The organism is Arthrobacter globiformis (assembly GCF_030818015.1).
Lineage (GTDB): Bacteria > Actinomycetota > Actinomycetes > Actinomycetales > Micrococcaceae > Arthrobacter > Arthrobacter globiformis_C.
In genome coordinates this window covers 4324549-4340236 of sequence record NZ_JAUSZX010000001.1, presented here as the reverse complement: position 1 = coordinate 4340236, position 15688 = coordinate 4324549, and the positions used below count along the sequence as shown (strand labels likewise).

Here is a 15688-nt window from a genome sequence, read left to right as displayed (position 1 = left end):
CACAGCTTAGGATCCAGCACGGTGCACAAAGTACCCTTGGAGACTGTGAAGGTACTCGTCATCGGCCCCGGCGGCCGCGAACACGCCATTGTCCGCTCCCTCCTTGCCGACCCCAACGTTTCCGAAGTCCACGCAGCTCCGGGCAACGCCGGCATCAGCAAGCTCGTCCCCACGCACGCGATCAACGGGAACGATCCGGACGCAGTGGCGGCGCTCGCCACCCGGCTCGACGTCGACCTGGTGGTCGTTGGTCCCGAGGCGCCCCTCGCCGCCGGTGTTTCCGACGCCGTGCGCGCCGCCGGCATCCCGGTATTCGGCCCGAGCAAGGCGGCTGCCCAGCTCGAGGCCTCCAAAGCTTTCGCGAAGCAGGTCATGGCCGAGGCCGGCGTTCCCACCGCCATGGCGCTGGTGGCTGCCAACGCGGACGAGGCAGCCGCGGCGCTGGACACCTTCGGCGCACCCTACGTCGTCAAGGATGACGGCCTGGCCGCAGGCAAGGGCGTGGTGGTCACCAACGACCGGAACGATGCCCTGGCCCACGCCCAGAGCTGTTTCGATGCCGGAGGAACCGTCGTCATCGAGGAGTTCCTGGACGGCCCCGAGGTCTCCGTGTTCGTCCTGTGCGACGGCCGCAACACCGTGGCCCTGTCCCCGGCGCAGGACTTCAAGCGCATCTACGACAACGACGAGGGCCCCAACACCGGCGGCATGGGCGCCTACACCCCGCTCGACTGGGCTCCTGAGGGCCTCGTCCAGGAGGTCATCGACCGCATCGCCCAGCCCACCGTGAACGAGATGGCTCGCCGCGGCACCCCGTTCGTCGGCGTGCTGTTCGTGGGCCTGGCGCTGACCAAGCGCGGCACGCGCGTCATCGAATTCAACGTCCGCTTCGGCGACCCCGAAACCCAGGCTGTGCTCGCACGGCTCAAGACGCCCCTCGGTTCCCTGCTCCTGTCAGCCGCCAAAGGCGAACTGGACCAGGCAGAAGAGCTGCGCTGGTCCAAGGACGCGGCAGTCGCCGTCGTCGTCGCCTCGGAGAACTACCCGGACACCCCTCGCACCGGTGACCGCATCCGCGGCCTCAAGAAGGTGGACGAGCTGGACGGCGTCCACGTGATCCACGCCGGAACCAAGCTCGACGATGAGGGCAAAGTGGTCTCCGCCGGCGGGCGCGTGCTGGCCGTGGTGGCGCTCGGATCCGACCTCGTGGAGGCCCGGGAAAGGGCGTACGACGGCGTGGAGCTGGTTCAGCTGGAAGGCGCCCAGTTCCGTACGGACATCGCAGGCAAGGCCGCACGCGGTGAGATCAAGGTGCCGGCCGCCGTCGCGGCCCCGTCGGCTGCCCAGGCCGGCTCCGCTTCCGAAGAGAAGGCGTGACAGTGGTTGAACAGGAAGGTCCCCGCGGCCTGGACACCCCGCACACCGAGCTGCCCGGCTGGAAGCACGTCTACTCGGGCAAGGTCCGCGACCTCTACGTCCCGGCCAACGACTCCATCAACGAGCAGTTCGGGCAGGAATGCGTGCTGGTGGTGGCGAGCGACCGCATCAGCGCCTACGACCACGTGCTCAGCAGCGAGATCCCGGACAAAGGACGGATCCTGACCCAGCTGAGCCTCTGGTGGTTCGACCAGCTGGGCGTTGAGCACCACGTCTTGGCATCCACCGTGGAGGACGGCGTGCCCGCCGCGGTCGAGGGCCGTGCCATGATCTGCAAGAAGCTGGAAATGTTCCCGGTGGAGTGCATCGCCCGCGGCTACCTCACCGGCTCCGGTCTCGTGGAGTACCGCCAGTCCGGCACCGTTTGCGAGATTCCGCTGCCGGAAGGCCTGGTGGACGGCTCCCGCCTGGAGCACGCCATCTTCACCCCGTCGGCCAAAGCCGAGGTGGGCGAGCACGACGAAAACATCACCTACGACGCCGTCGTGTCCATCGTGGGCGACGACATTGCCGCGCGCCTGAGCGAGCTGACCCTGGGCATCTACACCAAGGCCGAGGAGATCGCCCGTGAACGCGGCATCATTCTGGCCGACACCAAGGTGGAGTTCGGCTACGACGTCGTGAACGGTGCCATCACGCTGGGCGACGAGGTCCTCACACCGGATTCGTCCCGGTTCTGGGACGCCGCCACCTACGAGCCCGGCAAGGCGCAGCCCTCCTACGACAAGCAGTTCGTCCGGGACTGGCTGACTTCCGACGAATCCGGCTGGGACAAGGCCTCCGACACGCCGCCGCCGGCCCTGCCCGCGGACATCGTGGAGCGCACCCGCGCCCGCTATGTGGAGGCCTACGAGAAGCTGACCGGCCGCACCTTCAGCTAGTTTTTCAGCACATGTCAGGCGCCCCCGGGAAAGAGTTCCCGGGGGCGCCTGACATGTAATTTGGCAGTTGCTAGCTGGCCTCGGCCGCGGCGGCGCGGCGCTGGGCGAGCCGGATCTCCAGCATGGCATCGAGGGCCTGCTGGACGCGGTCCTGCGCACCGGCGGCGCTGAATTCCTTCTGCGCCTCCTCCAAGTGCACCAGTGCTTCATCAGCTTCGCCCGCGGCCTTCAGTGACTTGCCGAGCAGTAGCGAGACTTCGCCGGCCGTGTGCCTGGCAAGGTCGGCGCGTTCGGAGTGGATATCGCGGAGCTTCTGCACGGCGGCCACGATATCGCCGGTGAGATAGAGCCAGCGGGCGCGAATGAACGCCACCTCCAGCTGGTCCGTCTTGTTGCCGCCGACAATGGACAGCGCGAGTTCAGCGCGTTCAATGGCGGACAGAGTCTCCGGCTCCACGATTCCGGAGGAGAGGCGGACGGCGGCCGACGCCTTGTTGAAGCGGGCCCAGAGCTCGATGTCGTTGGCGGGGGAGAGCAGCTTGGCGGCCCGCTCGTGGTGCTTGATGCCTTCCGGGTAGTCGTGCCGCATGAACGCGACGTTCCCGATAACCCAGGCCACCTCGCCCGCGAGCTGGGACATGGAATGCTCATCCATCTGCTCATTCATGTCCTGGCAGTACTTCCAGGCCTCGTCCAGCCGGCCGCTCTCGGCCAGGGCACCGATCAGCGCACGGAGCGCGCCGATGATCAGCGTTGAGCCCTTGGGCAGCTGTGCGCACAGCTCCACGGCCTTCTCGGCGTGTTCGACGGCGGTGCTCAGCTGTCCCTGTCCGTGGCACAGGGCGGCGAGCATCTGGCGCGCCCGGACCCCGAGGCCGGCCGATTCGGTGGCCATGGGGTGCTCGGACAGGTGCTCCATAATCTTCTGGCATTCCTTGAGCTGGCCCTGCTTCATGAGGCATTCGGCCTGCATGTAGGTCATGTTCCACCAGGCGCTGGTGTTCTTGCCGTCAAGGGCGATCCGGGCCGCGTTGGCCGCGTGCTCGGCCGCGAGGGCATAGTCGCGCAGGTCCCAGGCCTGACGGGCGTAGAGTCCGGCCAGCACGTATTCGGCGTCGCTGACCGAGATGGGCTGGCTCCACGCTTCCAGCGCCTTGGGCGCGAGCTCGAGCCTGCGGGCGAGCTCTTCGATGACGTCGGCTGTGGGTTCCCGCCGGCCCGTCTCCAGCAAGGAAATATAGCTGGGGGAGTACAAATCTTTGCCCAGTTCGGCCTGGGTCAGTCCGCGCTCCAGCCGCTCAGCGCGGAGCTTCTCCCCGAATCCGTTACCCACTGGGGTTCCTCCTATTCCGGACAGCCTTTGTACAGAATGCTTGACACCCTCTGTGGAAAACATTTTACAATGTATGTCAACAAGGACTGTGCTGACTTGGTAACGAATCCGACTCGTATTGAGGAACTCTCACATGTTGAAGAAGATAGCAGCCGCCGCCGTTTTGGCGGGGGCCCTCGCATTTTCTGCTGCGGCTCCCGCCGTCCTGTCTGCAGGCTCGATCGCAGACAACGCGGGCACCTCGGTTGCCATTGGCAACTGGCCGGATCCGATGCGCGTCAAGGACGTGAACAAGACCACTATCGGCAATTGGCCCGATCCCATGGTGTCAAAGACCACCATTGGCAACTGGCCTGATCCCATGTAAACAGCTTCCATGAGGAAAACGGCCCCGGAACATGCGCACATCATGTTCCGGGGCCGTTTTTCTTCCCAGAAACAGCAGCCGTAACCAAGGAGTGGGGACCATGACACGGAGAGTTTCCGACGGCCTGCAGCGGGCCTTTTTCCTCTGGACCATCGCCGGCACGTCACTGATCGTGGCAGCCGCTGCCGGTGCCGCAACAGTTGAGGTGTTCAGGGGGACGGCCGACGGCGGGACTTTCGTCTGGGGGATGATCGGCATTGCAGCGCTGCTGGAGTCAGTGGTGCTTTTCGCCGTCGGACTCCGTCTGCGTCACCGCTACCTGAACCAGGTCCAAAGCTATGGGAGCCGGGGCGACTACCTGCCGGACGACGGATCGCGCCGGCCCAGGGTCCCGCTGCTGGGCGACGGGCAAGCGACCCAGAACATTAACCACCAGAGCCTGGGCGGTACCTGAAGAAACAGAAAGAGGGCCTCCCTTGGGGGAGACCCTCTTCCTTTTGGTCGGGATGACAGGATTTGAACCTGCGACCTCTTCGTCCCGAACGAAGCGCGCTACCAAGCTGCGCTACATCCCGATCCGTTGCTGCGAAAGCAACTAAACAAGAATATCCGATACCCGGGCAACATGCGAAATCGAGGCCCGGAAGGCGCCCCGGCTCAGACCAGCGAGTCCTTCCAGGCGCTGTGCAGCCGGGCGAAACGGCCGTTGCCACTGATCAGCTCGCCGGGCGTGCCATCCTCCACCACCTGTCCGTCGTGGACCACGAGTACCCTGTCCGCAGTTTCCACCGTGGACAGCCGGTGCGCGATGATCAGCGCCGTGCGGGCGGTTCCGCGGGACGTCCCGTCGGCGGACGGGCTCTCACCTGCCGGTCCCGTGCCGTCCATTCCGCGCAGCAGCCCCGCGAGCCCGCTCTGCACGAGCCGCTCGGAGGGGATGTCGAGGGAGGACGTGGCCTCGTCCAGGATCAGCACCGCCGGCCGGGCAAGGAACGCCCGCGCGAAGCTGATCAGCTGGCGCTGCCCGGCGGAGACGCGGCCGCCGCGCTTGTTGACGTCGGTGTCGTACCCCTCGGGGAGCTCCATGATGAACTCGTGCGCGCCCACGGCCTTCGCAGCCGCCTCGATCTCTTCCCGCGGTGCGCCCGGCCGGCCCAGGGCGATGTTGTCCGCCACCGAGCCGCTGAACAGGAACGCCTCCTGGGTGACCATCACGATGTTCCGCCGCAGGTCCGCGGTGGCCAGCTGCCTGACGTCCACGCCGTCGAGCATCACCGAACCGGCGGACACGTCATAGAAGCGGGCAATCAGCTTGGCCAGCGTGGACTTGCCCGCTCCGGTCTGGCCCACCAGCGCCACGGTCTGGCCTGCGGGAATGCTGAGGTTCAGCGCGGGGATGATGAGCGGCCCGCTGCCGTAGCGGAACTCGACGTCCCGGAATTCGACGGCGCCGCGGGCGTCACGGAGTTCCACAGCGTTCCGCGGCGGGCGCACCGTGGGCACCTCCTCGAGCAGGCCGGAGACCTTCTCCAGCGCGGCCTGCGCGCTTTGGAACGAGTTGTAGAACATGGCCATCTGGTCCACGGGCTGGAAGAAGCGCTTCGTGGAGAGCATCAGTGCCAGCAGCACGCCCACGGCCAGGTCACCGGTCAGTACCCGGAAGCCGCCGAACAGCAGCACGGCGGCCACACAGACGTTGCCGATCAGCACCAGGCCGGGCTGGAAGATGCCGTTCAGGTTGATGGAGCGGACTGTCGCCTGGCGGTAGTCCTCCGCGAGTTCGCCGTAGCGTGCGGCGTTTTCGCGCTCCTTGCGGAAGGCCTTGACCGCTCGGATGCCGGTCATGGTCTCGATGAAATGCACGATGAGCCGGGCCGAGACCACCCGGGACTGGCGGAACGCGATCTGCGAATGCTTCTGGTACCAGCGGGCCAGGAAGAACATGGGGACGGCCGCCGCCAGCACCACCAGCCCGCTGCGCCAGTCGAGGGCGAAGACGGTGACGGCGGTGAACACCATGAACAGCGCACCCGAGGCGAGCGAGCTGACGCCCGAGTCCAACAGTTCGCGCAGTGCCTCGAGGTCCGAGGTCTGCCGGGCAATGATCCGTCCCGAGGTGTACTTCTCGTGGAACTCCAGGCTGAGCCGCTGGGTATGGCGGAACACCCGCAGCCGCAGGTCCAGCAGCATGGCCTGGCTGAGTTTTGCCGTCGAGGTCACGTACAGGGCCGTCAGCCCGGCCGCCGCCAGTGCTGTGACGAGATAGGCGACGCCGGCCAGCACCAGGGGGAGGCTGTTGCCTGCTCGGAGGGCGGGCAGCGCGTGGTCGATGCCGAACGCGATGAGCGCCGGGCCGGCCACCCGGGCCGCCTGCGACAGGACCACTGTTGCAATAGTGAGCCAGAACCGCAGCCGCACGGGACGGATCAGCGACCCCAGCAAGGCGAGGGACCGGCGTCGTACTGCCTTGCTGTCGCTCTTGCTTAGGTGGGCGTTGTCCTCGTTGGCAGTCCCGAAGGATGTGGCGCTCATCGGCTGACCTCCTCCGCGTCGTCGAGGGCCGACAGTTCGGAGTCCAGGTCACGGGGCTCCGTCTCCAGGCTCGCGATCACGTAACGGTAGTGGCTGTTCCCGGCCAGCAGTTCGGTATGGGTTCCGACGGCGGCGATGCGGCCGTCCTCCAGCAGCGCCACCCTGTCGGCCAGCGCCACCGTGGACGGCCGGTGGGCGACGATGAGCGTGGTGGTGCCGGCCAGCACCTCCCGCAGCCGGTTTTCTACGAGCTCCTCGGTGTTCACGTCCAGTGCGGAGAGGGGATCGTCAAGGACCAGCACAGAGGGCCGGGCTGCAATGGCCCGAGCCAGGGCGAGGCGCTGGCGCTGGCCGCCGGACAGGCTGAGGCCCTCCTCGCCGATGAGGGTGTCCAGCCCCTCGGGCAGCGAATAGGCGAAGTGCGCCTGCGCCGTGTCCAAGGCCTCCGTGAGGATTTCCTCCCGGGTGACGGTGTCCTCTGCCTGGACGCCCAGCAGCACATTGTCGCGCACCGAGCTGGAGAACAGGGTGGTGTCCTCGAAGGCCACAGCCACGAGGGTGCGGAGCTCCTCTACGCTGAACTCCCGCAGGTCCAAACCGTCGAGCGTGATGGAACCCGAAGTGACATCGAAGAGCCGGGGTACAAGCTGCAGCAGGGCACTCTTGCCGCTGCCGGTGATGCCCACCAGAGCCATGGTCTCGCCCGGACAGATGTCCAGCCGGACGTCCTTCAGGACCGGTTTGTCCGGGGCGTCGTCGAAGGCAAAGGTCACGTTGTTGAAGCTCAGCGCGCCCTTGACGTCGGCCGGGCGGCGGGGTTCGGCCGCGCTGGTGATGGTGTTTTGGGAATCCATGACCTCGAAATGCCGGTCCAGCGCCGTTTTCGCCGTCAGCGCCATGGCCAGCAGCATGCCCGAGAACTCCACGGGCGCCGCGATAACGGCGGCGGTGGCGAAAAAGGCCACGAGGGAGCCGATGCTGAGCTGGCCGCTGGCTGCGAGCAGAATGCCCGTTACCAGGCCAGCGCCCAACGCCAGCTCGGGCAGGAGCGTCACCACCATGCTGAAGACGGCCTGGTGCCGGGCCTTCGCGATCTCCGTTTGGCGCAGTTCCTCGGCCTGGCCGTTGAAGGTTTCCAGCGCTTCGCGGCTGCGGCCGAAGGCCTTGAGCACGCGGATGCCGTGGACGGATTCTTCGACCGTCGTGGCGAGGTCGCCGGCCTGGTCCTGGCTCCGCCGGGCGACCTTGCTGAAACGGGTACGGAAACGGAAGCCGTAGACCATCACGGGTCCTGCGGCGGCCAGGAAGATCAGGGCCAGCTGCCAGCTCATGGTGAACATGACGACGACGCCGATCACCACGGTCAGGGTGGTCACCACGAGCATGATGGCCCCGAATGCCATCCAGCGCCGGATGAAGTTGAGGTCCGTCATGGCGCGGGAGAGCAGCTGGCCCGAGCCCCAGCGGTCATGGAAGGCGACGGGGAGGTCCTGCAGGTGGCCGTAAAGCGAGACCCTCATCCGGGTCTCCACCGTGGTTGCCGGGTTGATCACGAAGGTGCGGCGCAGGGCAACCAGTACGGCTTCGGCGACGCCCAGGGCCAGGATAAGGCCGGCCGAGCCCCACACGGCTCCGGCTGTGGCCCCGGGCCGGAGGGAATCGTTGATGAGCACGCGCAGTACCTGCGGGATGGTCAGGGCAACCACACTGGCCAGGAGTGCGGACAGCAGGCCCATAATGAGCCGCGGCAGGACCGGCTTCACATGCGGATAGAGACGGCTGACGGATCGAAAAAATGAAATCTGCTTGGCCATGCCCGCTTCTTGAACTCAACTGTGTGAAATCAACTGTGTGAAATCAGGTGCGATGTAGTTTCCCGTAGCAACTACCCTATGCCATGGGTGGCACCCTTCACAGGTGACTTGTCACCGGAGGACCAACAGCTCTCCGGAAGGCAGCGGGCGGGCAGTCAGGCGCGCGGGGTGAGCGTCAGCAGGACGGCCTCGGGCCTGCAGGCGATGCGGACCGGCGCAAAGCGCGAGGTGCCGATCCCGCCCGAGACGTTGACCGGCGTCGTACTTCCGTTGCTGGTCCAGTCGTTGAGGCCCTTGGCCCGCCAGGTGGGGATGTCGCAATTGGCGACGACGGCGCCGTACCCCGGGATGCACAGCTGGCCGCCGTGCGTGTGGCCGGCCAGGAGCAGGTCCGCGCCGTCCTCGGTGAAATGGTCCAGGACCCGCTGGTAGGGGGCGTGGATGACGGCGACGCGCAGGTGATCCTTGGCGTTCTGGCCCCTGGTGCCGCGCGGCCAGCCGGCATACCGTTCGCGGTTGAGGTGCGGATCATCCACGCCCGAGAAATCGAACCGCATGCCATTCAGGACCACGGACTGGTTCCGGTTGGTCAGATCAATCCAGCCGCCCATGCCAAAGCCGGCGCGCAGTCGCGGCCAGTCAAGTTCCTCCCGGTCAGGGGTGGCCTTGGAAGGCCCCATCAGGTAGGCGGCGGGGTTCTTCAGTTTGGGCGCGTAGTAGTCATTGGAGCCCGGAACAAACACGCCCGGGAACTCCATGAGCGGTGCCAGCGCGTGGAGCAGCGGGTCCACGGCCTTGGGGTGGCTGAGGTTGTCACCCGTGTTCACCACCAGGTCCGGCCTGAGCGCCGCCAGCGAATGCAGCCACTCCGCCTTGGCCTTCTGGCCCGGAACGAAGTGGATGTCGCTCAGGTGCAGGATCCGGAACGGTGCCCTGCCCGCAGGAAGGATCGGAACGGTCTCCTCGCGGAGGACGAACTGGTTCTTTTCCCACAGTCCGTAGGCTGTGGCGGCCAAGGCGGCCGCGGTTCCGGCACCGGCGGTGACGGCAAAGCCGCGCCCGATGCTACGGACGCGGCTTGCCACGCGTGAAAGGTCAGTCACGGTCAGCCGTTCCCCTTGGTGCTGTTGCCGTTTCCGTTTCCGTTTCCGTTGTTGTTGTCCCCGGTGTTTCCACCGGTATTGCCGGTATTGCCACCCGTGTCACCGCCGGTGTTTCCGCCGGTGCCTCCGTCCTGCGAGGGGGGGTTGTTCGGGACGGGGGGCTGGTACTGCGGCGTGCCGTAGAGCAGATTGGACGGCGGTTCCGGGAAGGGTTCCGTGCCGTAGCCGGGCGCGATCTGGGACATGAAGTTGGAGAACATCGGACCGGCGATCATGTAGCCGTCAATGCCGGTGTAGAACTTGCCGTTGACTGTCACGTTCTGCCCGGCCCGTTGCTGGTTGCCGAGCGGGTCACCGAACCAGGCCGCAGTCGCCAGGCCCATGGTGTGGCCGACGACCCAGGTGGAGCCGTTGTTGTTGGAGGTACCAGTCTTGGCCGCGATCGGGAAGTTGGTCTCGGTGGAGATCCTGGGCTGGATGAGCGAACCGGATCCCTCGTTGAGCACCTTCTGCAGGGCGTAGTTCACGCCGCGTGCCACCTCGGGTTTGAGGGCGTCCCGGCAGGCAGGGGACTGCGCCGGCAGCTGGGCTCCGGTCTGGTCGGTCACCGAGGTGATGGCGATCGGGGCGCAGTACTTACCGTCATTCGCGAAGGTGGCGAATGCCGTGGCCATGGTCAGCGGCGCGGTCTGCCTGGAGCCGAGCAGGTTGCCGATGGTGGTCATGGTGATCTTCGGGTTCGGGTCCACCACCGCGTTGGTGTCCTTGTCGCGGGCCGGCAGTCCTTCATGCAGTCCGACCGCGTCCACGACCTTCTGGATGCCGCACAGGTCAAGCTGGGCAGCGGAGGCGAACGTGGCGGTGTTGATGGAGTTCTTCAGGCCGTCCAGCACGGTCATGGGCCGGTAGTAACCCGGTTCGGCGTTCTGGAGGTCCTCGGTGCCGTTCGTGCTGTCGTACCAGCCCACGGTGGGGGTGGGGCAGGTGTTCTGCCACGGGAAGTTCTGCGGATAGACGCGCTGGGCGGCGTTGACGATGGTGTTCATCGACTTGCCTTCATTGAGCCATTCGGCGAAGGTGAACGGCTTCATGGTGGATCCGGGCTGCGCACCGCCGAGGCCGTTCAGGTCATTGCCCTGGTCGTCGTACTGGTCAACGCTGAAGTTGATCTGGGAGTCGAATTTGCCCTTGCCCGCAAACCAAGAGGTGTTCTGGGCCATGTTGGTGATCTTGCCGGTGCCCGGTTCAACAGAAACCAGGGCGGCGCCCCACTTGTCCGGATTCGAGCCCGCAGCGGCGTTCACCTGGTCCTGCGCAACCTTCTGCGCCTTAGGGTCCAGGGTGGTCTTGATGGTCAGGCCGCCACGGAACACCTTCTTCTCGCGTTCAGTGGCATCTGCTCCGTATGCCGGGTTGTTCAGCAGGAGGTGCAGGACGTAGTCACAGAAGTACGGGGCGGTGGGCGAGTAGGCGCAGCCCTGCCGTGCCGGGGTCACCTTCGGCGTCACAGGGGTTGCCACTGCGGCGGTGTACTGGGCCTTGGTGATCTTGCCGTGGGTGAGCATCGCGCTCAGAACCAGGTCCCTGCGCTTCTTCGCGTTGTCCGGGTTGGTGATCGGGTCGAACGCTGACGGGCTGTTCACGAGGCCGGCAAGCAGCGCGGCCTGCGGGAGCGTCAGGTTCTTCGCGGTGGTGCTGAAGAAAAACTTGGAGGCGGCCTCAATACCGTACGCGTCACGGTTGAAGAAGACGATGTTCAGGTAGCCCTCAAGGATCTGTTCCTTGGTGAATTTCTTCTCCAAGGCGATCGCGAGCTTCATTTCGCGGAGCTTGTCGCCGACGCCCTTGTTCACACCGTTGAGCTTGATCTCATCGGTGTTGCCCTCTGCCTCAAGGTTGGCGTTGAGGACGTTGTTGACGTACTGCTGCGTGATGGTGGAGGCACCCTGCTTGTTGCCGCGCGCCGTGGCGACCAGGGCGCGGAGGATGCCGGTGGTGTCCACGCCGCCGTGCTCGTAGAACCGGCTGTCCTCAATGGAGATCACCGCGTCCTTCATGAACGGGGAGATCTGGTCTAGCGGAACGCGGGTGCGGTTTTCCGCGTACAGGTTGGCGATCACGCTCCCGTCCGCGGCCAGGACCTTGGTGGACTGGCTGGGCGGGTCCACTTGGAGTTCAGCGGGCAGGGTGTCAAAGAATTCGATCGAGCCGCTGGCTGTGCTCCCCGAAACGGCGGCTGCAGGAACCAGCAGGCCGGCCACGAGGACGCCACAAATAGCGCTCACGCCAAGGAAGCCAAAAATCTTTCCGAGGGTGGTGGCCGTGTCGAATATGGGGTTCTTACGAGTCGCCATGTTCTCCAGTTTACCGGCAACGATTAGGCTTTATTTCATGACCAAATGGGAGTACGCCACGATTCCGCTCATCATCCACGCCACGAAGCAGATTCTGGACCAGTGGGGAGACGACGGCTGGGAGCTTGTTCAGGTAGTCCCCGGACCCGACGGCAACGGCCTTGTCGCCTACCTTAAGAGGGAGAAGCAGTAGCATGACCACCCCCCAGGAAACCGCTTCCAGCGCTGATCTGACGCCATCGTCTGCAGTCGAACAGCGTCTTGCCGAGCTGGGACTGACTCTCCCGGAAGTTGCCGCACCCGTCGCCGCTTACGTTCCGGCGGTCGTCTCCGGCAACCACGTTTACACGTCCGGACAGCTACCGTTTATTAACGGCAAACTCGAAGCTACGGGCAAGGTGTCCGCCGGCACCGAGGGGACCTCGGACGAGCCGACTGTGTCTCCGGAAGACGCCAAGGCATACGCCGCGGTCTGTGCCGTGAACGCGCTGGCCGCCGTGAAGAGCGTCATCGGTGACCTCGACCGCGTCACCCGCATCGTCAAGGTTGTGGGCTTCGTCTCCTCCGACCCGTCCTTCACCGGCCAGCCGGGCGTCATCAACGGCGCCTCCGAGCTCCTGGGCCGGGTCTTCGGTGACGCGGGCCAACACGCCCGTTCCGCCGTCGGCGTTTCAGTCCTGCCGCTCGACTCTCCTGTGGAAGTCGAACTGATCGCCGAATTCAGCTAGGGAGCTGTAGGTTCCTTTGCCCCAGTTAGCACGCCGGCTCTTTGTTCTTCCTCCCGATCTTGAAGGGGCGGCACGAAGCTGGCTCGAACACGGCGAGCGGACTCCCCGGAAAGCCCGTTTCGCGTCCTCGGTGGTACTCCTTCGGGATTCGCCCACCGGTCTGGAAACCTGGCTCGGTTACCGACCAGGGGAGTCGCCGCTGGGCGTCGTCGCCTTCCCGGGCGGCTCTTTGGACGCGTCCGACGACGACGCCGTCGGCTGGCTGGGGCCCTCGCCCCAGCACTGGGCCGAGCAGATGGGAACGGACGACGTCGGCCTGGCCCGTCGCCACGTGGTGGGTGCAGTCCGCGAGCTGTTCGAGGAAACCGGCGTGCTGCTGGCCGGGCCGGACCTGTCCTCCACTGTGGAGGCGACGTCCACTGCTGAGTGGATGAAGGCCCGGGAAGCGGTGGCGTCGCAGGAAAAGTCGTTCACCGAGGAACTGGCCAAGCGCGGCCTGTCCCTGCGCACGGACCTGCTCAAGCCGCTCGTGAACTGGCTCAGCCCGGACTTCGCGCACCGGCGCTTCAACACGAGGTACTTCGCCGCCACCGTCCCCATGAACCAGCAGCCCTCCATCCTGGAGAGCAAGGGCGTCTGGGGCCGGTGGGTGTGCGCCACCAAGGCGATCGCCGAACGCGATACTACTGTCCTGGGTGACGAGGTGGGCCAGGAGAACACCGTCGGCCTCACCCTCGGACAGCTCATGGTCCCCGGTTCCGAGATCATGCTGGAGAAGATGGCGAAAGCCAACGGCTGCATCGCCTACCTCAGCTACAAGCGCACCCCGCACGTCTACCAGCCCAAGCTGGTCGACGAAAACGGGACGCTCATGCTCGAAGTCGAGGCAGCCAAGACGGTAGCCGGAGAGCCCCAGCGCGAGCGCTAAGCTCCCACCCTTGCTCACTTTAGCTGCCGCCGTCTTGGTCACCTGCGCCGGGCAGCGTTCCGCCGGTGGCGGGTTAAACGAGCAAAGGCCGCCCCGATCGGGGCGGCCTTTGCTCGTTTTGCTAGCGGGAGCGCTGGCGGAGGCGCTGCATGTCCAAGATCACGACGGCGCGTGCCTCGAGGCGCAGCCAGCCGCGCTGGACGAACTCGGCCAGTGCCTTGTTGACGGTTTCGCGGGAGGCGCCGACCAGCTGGGCCAGCTCTTCCTGGGTGAGCTCGTGTGCCACGAGAACGCCGTCGGTGGCAGGGCGGCCGAAGCGGTCTGCGAGGTCCAGGAGGGCCTTGGCCACGCGGCCGGGCACGTCGGAGAAGACCAGGTCGGAGAGGGAATCATTGGTGCGGCGGAGGCGGCGGGCCAGTGCCTGCAGCAGCTGGGCCGAGACCTCGGGGCGGGTCCGCAGCAGGGAGTTCAGGCTCTCGTTCTTGAGGCCGGCCAGGCGCGTCTCCGAGACGGCGGTGGCCGTGGCGGTGCGCGGACTCGGGTCGAACAGGGCCATCTCGCCGAAGAGCTCACCCGGGCCGAGGATGGCCAGCAGGGATTCGCGCCCGTCGGGGGAGGTACGGCCGAGCTTCACCTTGCCGGAGACAATGAAGTAGAGCTGGTCACCCTGGTCGCCCTCGCGGAAAACGGATGCACCGCGGGACAGGTCGACTTCGGTCAGTTCGTCCGTCAGCAGGCGGAACGCGTCGTCGTCCAGCGTGGCGAAAAGGGGTGCGCGGCGCAATACCTCGATGTCCATGAATTCTCCTGAGTAAAAGTGTCGTCTGGGGCGCTTGTGCCATTGTTTCAGAATTTTCAACGTTCTGTGACGTACTTGGCAGCTGAAACGCCCTAAGAGACGCCGCGAGACCAGCGCAGGCTCCGCGCATCCACGGCAAACTGTCAGACTTCGCCAGTAGAATCGGGGCCTAGCTGCTTGTGAGGAGACCCGGTGTTTGGCCTGACCGTTCTGGACCTTGCGTTGATTTTCACGCTTTTGTCCTATCTGATCTACGGCCTGCGCAACGGCTTCCTGGTGACCGTCGGCGGCCTCGCCGGATTCGCGGCCGGCGCTGTGGCCGCTTTCCTCTCCGTTCCGCTGGTCAGCGACTTCGTGGAGGACAGCGGGTGGCGCCTGACCGCCATCATCGGTACTGCCGTCCTGCTGGTGGTCCTGGGCAATGCGCTCGGCACCATGATCGGGCGCAGCATCCGCAGCGCCGTCCGCATGCAGCCGCTCCGGGCTGTGGACAGACTCATCGGCGGGGCAGTGAATCTGACCGTGTCCGCGCTGGTCATGTCCATGCTGGCCTTCAGCATCAGCGCACTTGGCGTGCCCTTCGTGTCGCAGCAGTTGGCCGAGTCCAAGGTGATCCGTTTCATAGACGGACTGACGCCCAACCCGGTCAAATCCGCCATGGCGCAGCTGCGCTCGGCGGTCATCGGCGACGGCATCCCCACGCTCATCGAGGGCATCGGCCAGGACCGGCAGGTCCCGGTTCCGAACGCCAGCACGGATACTCCGGCGCTGAACAGGGCAGCCGGTTCTGTCCTGAAGATCGCAGGGACGGCATTCCAGTGCGGGCAGAACCAGACCGGAACAGGCTTTGTGGTGTCGCCCGGACGCGTGGTGACCAACGCACACGTCGTAGCGGGTGTGTCGCAACCCGTGGTGGAAGTCCCCGGCGGAGGAGCCATGCCCGGCAGGGTGGTGTATTTCGACGGCAAGCGCGACCTCGCAGTCCTGGCCGTGGACGGCCTGCCCACCGCGGCACTGCCGCTGAGCTCCGACCTGCCCGCGGGCACCGCCGCTGCTTTTGCCGGCTACCCGCACGGCGGCCCCTACCAGTCCAAGCCGGCCACTGTGCAAGGCATTTCCACGGTGCTGGTGCCGGACATCTACGGAAACAACCCCGTTCCCGACGAGGTGTATAAGCTTGCTGGCGACGTCCAGCCCGGCAACTCTGGCGGGCCGCTGCTCACCACCAGCGGGGAGGTGGCAGGCGTCATCTTCGCGAAGACAACATCCAACGCGGCCTTGGGCTTCGCGATTCCGATGATCGACCTCCGGCCGGTGGCAGCAGAGGCGCCGGGCCTGTCCAGCCCCGTGTCGTCGGGACAGTGCATCCAGCAGTAGAGGCATCCAGCAGTAGGGGGCATCCAGCAATAGGA

Annotated in this window: 14 protein-coding genes and 1 tRNA gene; 8 read left to right on the top strand and 7 right to left on the bottom strand. The window is 65.9% G+C overall.

What is annotated here, in order from left to right:
• Window positions 1-45: 45 nt before the first annotated feature.
• Together purD and QFZ23_RS20310 are read left to right on the top strand one after the other, a co-directional pair.
• Window positions 46-1377 (top strand): phosphoribosylamine--glycine ligase, encoded by a 1332-nt coding sequence (purD, locus tag QFZ23_RS20315; RefSeq protein WP_306926953.1) that lies wholly within the window; start codon window positions 46-48, stop codon window positions 1375-1377.
• A 2-nt stretch (window positions 1378-1379) separates the two neighbouring features.
• Complete coding sequence (locus tag QFZ23_RS20310; RefSeq protein WP_306925735.1) at window positions 1380-2318, top strand: phosphoribosylaminoimidazolesuccinocarboxamide synthase; 939 nt, start codon at window positions 1380-1382, stop codon at window positions 2316-2318.
• Window positions 2319-2388: 70 nt separating this feature from the next.
• On the opposite strand, the gene QFZ23_RS20305 is transcribed toward QFZ23_RS20310, so the two are convergent.
• Window positions 2389-3651 (bottom strand): helix-turn-helix domain-containing protein, encoded by a 1263-nt coding sequence (locus tag QFZ23_RS20305; RefSeq protein ID WP_306925734.1) that lies wholly within the window; start codon window positions 3649-3651, stop codon window positions 2389-2391.
• Between the two features lie 133 nt (window positions 3652-3784).
• Here QFZ23_RS20305 and QFZ23_RS20300 point away from each other — a divergent pair, with 133 nt between their 5' ends.
• Together QFZ23_RS20300 and QFZ23_RS20295 are read left to right on the top strand one after the other, a co-directional pair.
• Window positions 3785-4018, top strand: coding sequence for a hypothetical protein (locus tag QFZ23_RS20300; protein WP_306925732.1), 234 nt, complete (start codon window positions 3785-3787; stop codon window positions 4016-4018).
• A 100-nt stretch (window positions 4019-4118) separates the two neighbouring features.
• Window positions 4119-4472 (top strand): hypothetical protein, encoded by a 354-nt coding sequence (locus tag QFZ23_RS20295; protein WP_306925729.1) that lies wholly within the window; start codon window positions 4119-4121, stop codon window positions 4470-4472.
• 44 nt (window positions 4473-4516) lie between these two features.
• Here QFZ23_RS20295 and QFZ23_RS20290 read toward each other — a convergent pair.
• The 5 genes from QFZ23_RS20290 to QFZ23_RS20270 form a co-directional block, all read right to left on the bottom strand.
• A tRNA-Pro gene (locus tag QFZ23_RS20290) sits at window positions 4517-4593 on the bottom strand.
• Window positions 4594-4675: 82 nt separating this feature from the next.
• Window positions 4676-6550 carry an ABC transporter ATP-binding protein gene (locus QFZ23_RS20285; RefSeq protein ID WP_306925728.1) on the bottom strand — a complete coding sequence of 625 codons (1875 nt, stop codon included), beginning with the start codon at window positions 6548-6550 and terminating at the stop codon, window positions 4676-4678.
• Window positions 6547-8364 carry an ABC transporter ATP-binding protein gene (locus tag QFZ23_RS20280; RefSeq protein WP_306925726.1) on the bottom strand — a complete coding sequence of 606 codons (1818 nt, stop codon included), beginning with the start codon at window positions 8362-8364 and terminating at the stop codon, window positions 6547-6549. The genes QFZ23_RS20285 and QFZ23_RS20280 overlap by 4 nt, the downstream gene beginning before the upstream one ends.
• Before the next feature lie 155 nt (window positions 8365-8519).
• On the bottom strand, window positions 8520-9467 hold the full coding sequence (locus QFZ23_RS20275; protein ID WP_306925725.1) for a metallophosphoesterase: 948 nt from the start codon (window positions 9465-9467) through the stop codon (window positions 8520-8522).
• 2 nt (window positions 9468-9469) lie between these two features.
• Complete coding sequence (locus QFZ23_RS20270) at window positions 9470-11821, bottom strand: transglycosylase domain-containing protein (RefSeq protein WP_306925723.1); 2352 nt, start codon at window positions 11819-11821, stop codon at window positions 9470-9472.
• Between the two features lie 37 nt (window positions 11822-11858).
• Here QFZ23_RS20270 and QFZ23_RS20265 point away from each other — a divergent pair, with 37 nt between their 5' ends.
• The 3 genes from QFZ23_RS20265 to QFZ23_RS20255 are packed head-to-tail and all read left to right on the top strand — an operon-like array spanning window position 11859 to window position 13477.
• Window positions 11859-12014 carry a DUF4177 domain-containing protein gene (locus QFZ23_RS20265; protein WP_003797879.1) on the top strand — a complete coding sequence of 52 codons (156 nt, stop codon included), beginning with the start codon at window positions 11859-11861 and terminating at the stop codon, window positions 12012-12014.
• A 1-nt stretch (window position 12015) separates the two neighbouring features.
• Complete coding sequence (locus QFZ23_RS20260) at window positions 12016-12549, top strand: RidA family protein (RefSeq protein WP_306925721.1); 534 nt, start codon at window positions 12016-12018, stop codon at window positions 12547-12549.
• A gap of 16 nt (window positions 12550-12565) precedes the next feature.
• Complete coding sequence (locus QFZ23_RS20255; RefSeq protein WP_306925719.1) at window positions 12566-13477, top strand: NUDIX hydrolase; 912 nt, start codon at window positions 12566-12568, stop codon at window positions 13475-13477.
• A 121-nt stretch (window positions 13478-13598) separates the two neighbouring features.
• Here QFZ23_RS20255 and QFZ23_RS20250 read toward each other — a convergent pair whose 3' ends face one another.
• The gene (locus QFZ23_RS20250) at window positions 13599-14276 is read right to left on the bottom strand and encodes a Crp/Fnr family transcriptional regulator (RefSeq protein WP_003797871.1); all 678 of its coding nucleotides are present in this window, start codon (window positions 14274-14276) and stop codon (window positions 13599-13601) included.
• Between the two features lie 192 nt (window positions 14277-14468).
• Here QFZ23_RS20250 and QFZ23_RS20245 point away from each other — a divergent pair, with 192 nt between their 5' ends.
• Complete coding sequence (locus QFZ23_RS20245; protein WP_306925715.1) at window positions 14469-15653, top strand: MarP family serine protease; 1185 nt, start codon at window positions 14469-14471, stop codon at window positions 15651-15653.
• Window positions 15654-15688 lie beyond the last annotated feature (35 nt).

Excerpts from the sequence above, each read along its gene's own strand:
- QFZ23_RS20270 (WP_306925723.1), bottom strand. The coding sequence starts at position 11,821 with ATGGCGACTCGTAAGAACCCCATATTCGACACGGCCACCACCCTCGGA.
- QFZ23_RS20295 (WP_306925729.1), top strand. The coding sequence starts at position 4,119 with ATGACACGGAGAGTTTCCGACGGCCTGCAGCGGGCCTTTTTCCTCTGG.
- QFZ23_RS20250 (WP_003797871.1), bottom strand. The coding sequence starts at position 14,276 with ATGGACATCGAGGTATTGCGCCGCGCACCCCTTTTCGCCACGCTGGAC.
- QFZ23_RS20265 (WP_003797879.1), top strand. The coding sequence starts at position 11,859 with ATGACCAAATGGGAGTACGCCACGATTCCGCTCATCATCCACGCCACG.
- QFZ23_RS20280 (WP_306925726.1), bottom strand. The coding sequence starts at position 8,364 with ATGGCCAAGCAGATTTCATTTTTTCGATCCGTCAGCCGTCTCTATCCG.
- QFZ23_RS20300 (WP_306925732.1), top strand. The coding sequence starts at position 3,785 with ATGTTGAAGAAGATAGCAGCCGCCGCCGTTTTGGCGGGGGCCCTCGCA.
- QFZ23_RS20285 (WP_306925728.1), bottom strand. The coding sequence starts at position 6,550 with ATGAGCGCCACATCCTTCGGGACTGCCAACGAGGACAACGCCCACCTA.
- QFZ23_RS20260 (WP_306925721.1), top strand. The coding sequence starts at position 12,016 with ATGACCACCCCCCAGGAAACCGCTTCCAGCGCTGATCTGACGCCATCG.